Raw genomic sequence first — 4,184 nt, forward strand, 5'->3', positions numbered from 1 at the left:
CGCCCCGGCCCGAGGGGCTCGGCCCCCGGACGCGCCGCGTGCGCTCCCACACGGCCCCGTCCACGGCTGATGACCTTGCTGTCCGCCCGCTGACCAGTTGAGCCGGAGCCGGGAATCCGGCGGGTACCGCAGCGGCATAAACACGCTGTAGTGCGCGAATACTCCAGCGGCGATCCCTCATGTGACACCCGTCTTCACCCGCTTAGGATGAAGAGGATCAGCCCGAAGCGGCCGGAATCCCCACCGTCCCACGCACCCGGATCACGATCTCCCGAGTACGACAGCCCCGCCGGAACCGACCGCGTATCCGCTGCTCACACCGCCCTGAGCCGGGGGCGGGGCCGGGCTGGCGACACCAGGAGGGAAGCCAGGACGACCGCCCCTGCCCTGCCACGAAGCACTAATTCCACCCATACCGGTAATTCAATGCCTACAGCCGCATTCCTCTTTATCGCGCTTTCGAAACGCGCACGCGCAGCGGCCACGGCCGAAGGAAAGGTGAACGATGAACGGCCAGATCGAGCTGGCGGATCACTTCGAACGCTCCCGTAGACATCTGCGCGGAGTCGCCTTCCGCATGCTCGGGTCGGCCGCCGAGGCGGACGACGCCCTCCAGGAGACGTGGATCCGGGCGTGCCGGGGGGACTTCGGCGAGGTCTCCAACATGACGGGGTGGCTGACCACGATCGTCGGACGCGTCTGCCTCGACATGCTGCGCTCGCGCAAGAGCCGCCGCGAGGAGTTCATGGACGTCAGCGACATCGAGCCGCTGCTGGCCCAGGACCGGATCTCGGACCCCGAGGGCGAGGCGGTGCTGGCCGACTCCGTGGGTCTGGCCCTGCTCGTCGTGCTGGACAGGCTCAGCCCAGCCGAGCGCGTCGCCTTCGTCCTGCACGACCTGTTCGCCGTCCCCTTCGCCGAGATCGCGGAGATCGTCGAGCGCACCCCGACCGCGGCCAAGAAGATGGCGAGCCGGGCGCGGCAGAGGGTGAAGGGCACCACGAGCGTCCCCGAACCGGACCTCACACGGCAGCGCGAGGTCGTGGACGCCTTCCTCGACGCCTCCCGCGCGGGCGACCTGGACGGCCTGCTGAAGGTCCTGGCCCCCGACGTCGTGCGGCGGGCGGACCCGCAGGCCCTCCGGCTGCGCGAGCCCGCGGTGCTGCGCGGCGCGCGCCAGGTCGCCGGGGAGACCGCCAACAACGTCCGCAGGACACGCTTCGCCCGTCCCGCGCTCGTCAACGGCATGCCGGGTGCGGTCGTCGCCCCCGGCGGTCGGCTCCTGTTCGTGCTGGAGATCAGCGTCCGCGGCGACCGCGTCAGCGGGATCGAGATCATCGGCGCCCCGGAACGCCTGCGGGAGTTGGAGATCTCCGTGGCGGACCCGGCGTAGCGGTGACCCAGCGCACAGGCGCCGCGACGTCCGCCGACCGGGCCGGGGCCCGGCGGGCGGGCGGCCGCGGCGGTGTCCGCGCTGCTAGCGGTACCTTTCACGAACGGTCCGGAAACCCCCCGTCGCCTCCCACCGGTCACTTCTGCCCGTCGCTCTCCGTCATAGGGGTAGGAGCACTCAGCGACGACATCCACGGGGGACCAGTCGCGTGCCCCACCGCATCCGCACACGGACCCCGCGCCCGGAGCCGCGCGGGACACGACGGCCACGCGCCGAACGGGGGAAGAACGATGACGTCTTTGCTGCACCTGGACTCCAGCCACTCGGACCACTCGGTGAGCAGGTACCTCACCGGCCTGTTCGCCAGGGAGTGGCGGCGGCTGCACGGGGACGGGGGATACCGCTACCGGGACCTGGCCGCAGAACCGGTGCCGCTGGTCACCGCGACCTACTGCTCCTTCGCCCAGCGGGTTGAGAGGCGGGGCACCCTGCCGCTGACGGCGGTGACGGCCATGGCCGAGTCGCCGTCCGAGGAGCGGGAGTGGGCGGGGACCCTGCCCCTGATCGAGGAGGTCCTGAACGCGGACACCCTGCTGATCGGCCTCCCGATGTACAACTACACGGTTCCGGCCTCGCTCAAGGCTTGGATCGACAGGATCACCTTCCCCGGCGCCTTCAAGGACTCCCGCACCGGGGAGTCGCTGCTGCGCGACGCCCGGGCCGTGGTGGTCGCCGCGCGCGGAGGGGGCTACGGGCCGGGTTCGCCCAAGGAGGGGTTCGACTTCCAGACGCCCTACATGCGCATGTACCTGGAGGGCCTGGGCATCGCCGGTGAGAACGTGCACGTCGTCCACGCCGAGATGACCAGGGCCTCGGACGTCCCCGGGCTGGCGGAGTTCCAGGACATGGCCGCGCGTTCCCTGGCGGAGGCGGAGGAGCGGGTGACCCGCCTGCCCGCGCTGCTGGCACCGCGCGAGCCCGCTGTGCGCTGACACGGAGCGGCACCCGGTCGGCCGACCGCGCCGACCGGGCGCCGCCGCCGTCAGGCGGTCACCGCCGAGGGGTTGCCCTTGAGCATGAAGCCCTCGTAGTCGGCCGCGGCCACCTCACCGAGCTTCTGGCGGTAGTTGCCGAGCCCCGCGAAGTAGAACAGGACCCGCTTCTTCCTGCCCGGGATGTTCGCCCCGAAGATCCAGGAGTTGACCTTGGGGAACAGGGAGTGGTCGGCGATCTGCGCGCACAGCTCGGTCCAGCCGTCCTCCGCCTCCGGGGTCGGCTCGATGGAGGTCAGTTCCCGCTCCTCCATCATCCGGACCAGGTCGGTGATCCACTCGACCTGGGTCTCGATGGCCGTCGGCAGGTTGCTGAAGACGCTGTTGGGGCCGTAGACCATGAACATGTTGGGGAAGCCCGAGACGTTGACGCCGAGGTAGCTGGAGGGCGCGTCCCCCCAGTGGTCCTCGATGGTCACGCCGCCCCGGCCGCGGATGTCCATCTGCCGGTAGCTGCCCTCGACGGCCTCGAAGCCGGTCGCGAAGACGACGACGTCCAGTTCGTGCTCCACCCCGTCCTCGGTCACGATCCCCGTGGGGGTGAACTCCCGGATCGGGGTCTCCTTGAGGCTCACCAGGCTGACGTTGTCCCGGTTGTAGGACTCGTAGTAGTCCTCGTTGCAGACCGGGCGCTTGGCGTAGTAGTCGGTCGGCTGGAGCTTGCGGGCGGTCTCCGGGTCCTTGACGATCTCCCGGATCTTGGACCGGATGAAGTCGGCCGCCGCCTCGTTGGCCCGGGGGTCGAAGATGATGTCGGAGAAGGTGCCGAACATGAAGCGGAAGCCGTTGCCCCGGTCCCAGTTCTCCTGGAAGACCCGCTGGCGCTCCTCCTCGGAGACGCTCATCGCGGCGGTCTCGCTCTCCTCGAAGCCGCACGCCACGCGCGACTTCTTGGCCTGCTCCCAGACCTGGTCGTAGCGGCCGCGCAGGTCGGTGAAGTAGGCCTCGTCCACCTCGGTGTTGCCCGAGGGCACGTTGTACTGGGGGGTCCGCTGGAACACGGTGAGCTGCCCGGCGAGCTTTGAGGCCGCGCAGATGAACTGGGTTCCGGTGGAGCCGGTACCGATGACGCCGACCCTCTTGCCCTCGATGTCGAGGTCGTCGGGCCAGGAGCCGGTGTGGACCAGGCGGCCCCGGAAGCTGTCGCGGCCCTTGAACTCGGGGAAGTGGGAGGTGGACAGGGGCCCGAGGGCGGTCACCACGTAGCGGGCGGTGAGGGTCTCGCCCCCGCTGGTGGTCGCGGTCCACAGGGCGTCGGCCTCGTCGTAGACCAGCGTCTCGACGCCGGTGTTGAGCTGGATGTCCCGGGCGAGGTCGTGCCGCTCCACGACCGCCTCCAGGTAGCCCAGGATCTCGGCCTGGGACAGGTAGCGCTTCTTCCAGGTCCACTCCCGCAGCAGGTCGCGGTCGAAGGAGTACTGGTAGATGAAGCCCTCGCTGTCGGACATGGCGCCGGGGTAGCGGTTCCAGTACCAGGTGCCCCCGACCCCGCCCGCCTTGTCGAAGACCCGGACGGACAGGCCCAGTTCGTTGCGGAGCTTGTGCAGCGCGTAGATGCCGGCGAACCCGGCGCCGATGACGATCGCGTCCAGATCGGTGTTCTTCAGGGTGGTCACGGGACAGTTCCTCACGATCGTGGTGGGAAAGGGATGGTGTTCGAGCGGGGTTCGGGCCCCGGCCCTACCCCGCCGGGCGGGGGCAGGGGCCCGCGTCGTCGGTGGGGACGCCTCGCCCGAACG

At 70.1% G+C, this 4,184-nt stretch carries 3 protein-coding genes; 2 read left to right on the forward strand and 1 reads right to left on the reverse strand.

Annotated elements, in window-relative coordinates; all coding sequences use genetic code 11:
• Nucleotides 1–505: 505 nt before the first annotated feature.
• Both ABD54_RS25720 and ABD54_RS25725 read left to right on the forward strand, forming a co-directional pair.
• Nucleotides 506–1,393: a sigma-70 family RNA polymerase sigma factor gene (locus tag ABD54_RS25720; RefSeq protein ID WP_047872137.1), complete on the forward strand. Its 888-nt coding sequence runs from the start codon at nucleotides 506–508 to the stop codon at nucleotides 1,391–1,393.
• 290 nt (nucleotides 1,394–1,683) lie between these two features.
• The gene (locus tag ABD54_RS25725) at nucleotides 1,684–2,385 is read left to right on the forward strand and encodes an FMN-dependent NADH-azoreductase (RefSeq protein ID WP_047872138.1); all 702 of its coding nucleotides are present in this window, start codon (nucleotides 1,684–1,686) and stop codon (nucleotides 2,383–2,385) included.
• A 50-nt stretch (nucleotides 2,386–2,435) separates the two neighbouring features.
• Here ABD54_RS25725 and ABD54_RS25730 read toward each other — a convergent pair whose 3' ends face one another.
• Entirely contained in the window at nucleotides 2,436–4,061 is a 1,626-nt protein-coding gene (locus tag ABD54_RS25730) for an NAD(P)/FAD-dependent oxidoreductase (protein ID WP_047872139.1), read from the reverse strand.
• Nucleotides 4,062–4,184 lie beyond the last annotated feature (123 nt).

It is taken from the genome of Nocardiopsis sp. RV163 (assembly GCF_001029525.1).
GTDB lineage: Bacteria > Actinomycetota > Actinomycetes > Streptosporangiales > Streptosporangiaceae > Nocardiopsis > Nocardiopsis dassonvillei.

What these genes read in the sequence shown, in the direction of transcription:
- ABD54_RS25720 (WP_047872137.1), top strand. Translation starts at nt 506, where the DNA reads ATGAACGGCCAGATCGAGCTGGCGGATCACTTCGAACGCTCCCGTAGA.
- ABD54_RS25725 (WP_047872138.1), top strand. Translation starts at nt 1,684, where the DNA reads ATGACGTCTTTGCTGCACCTGGACTCCAGCCACTCGGACCACTCGGTG.